Below are 532 nucleotides of genomic sequence, written 5' to 3'. Positions count from 1 at the left end.
CAGCCCGCAACCACAGCCCAATGAGCCGTAGGATACGACGATCAGCGATCCTGTGCGCCACCATCCGCAGCAGCCACTCGCGTGGTCGACCGAGTCGAAGAAGCTGCGAATGTCGGCATCGAGCACCCAGTTCACACGCTGGCTCATGATCGCTGTATGCAGGGCATCAAGCGCCATGTGGGGGCTCCGCCCCGGCCGGAAGCCGTAGGAGAACCCCAGGAAGTCGACCTCGTAGATAGCACTCAGCACCTCGGCCACCGCGCTTTGGACGATCTTGTCTTCCAGCGCCGGCACCCCGAAAGGCCGTTTACCGCCATCGGGGAATGTAGACCCGCCGCACCGGCTGTGGCCGGTAGCGATCGGTGTGGACCCGTTCGCAGAGATCACGGATGTTATCCGTCAGCCCCTCTTCGTACTTCGCCACGGTCATCCCATCGACCCCAGCACTCGCCTGTCGCTTCTGTCGCCGAAACGCCCGGTAAAGGGCTTCTTCGTCGACGTGATGCAGCAGGGCCGTGAACCGGGTTTGGGC

General features: G+C 63.3%; 1 protein-coding gene and 1 pseudogene. Both read right to left on the bottom strand.

All coding sequences use genetic code 11. From position 1 onward, the window contains the following. Window positions 1-294: reverse transcriptase domain-containing protein (locus tag NKH52_RS35475; protein ID WP_352658246.1), on the bottom strand; the 294-nt coding region annotated here is incomplete at its 3' end. 13 nt (window positions 295-307) lie between these two features. Then, window positions 308-532: pseudogene (locus NKH52_RS35470) on the bottom strand (group II intron reverse transcriptase/maturase); the annotation flags it as partial.

It is taken from the genome of Mesorhizobium sp. M1066 (assembly GCF_040318635.1).
In the GTDB taxonomy this organism is placed as follows: domain Bacteria; phylum Pseudomonadota; class Alphaproteobacteria; order Rhizobiales; family Rhizobiaceae; genus Mesorhizobium.
This window is presented reverse-complemented; position numbering and strand designations above follow the sequence as displayed.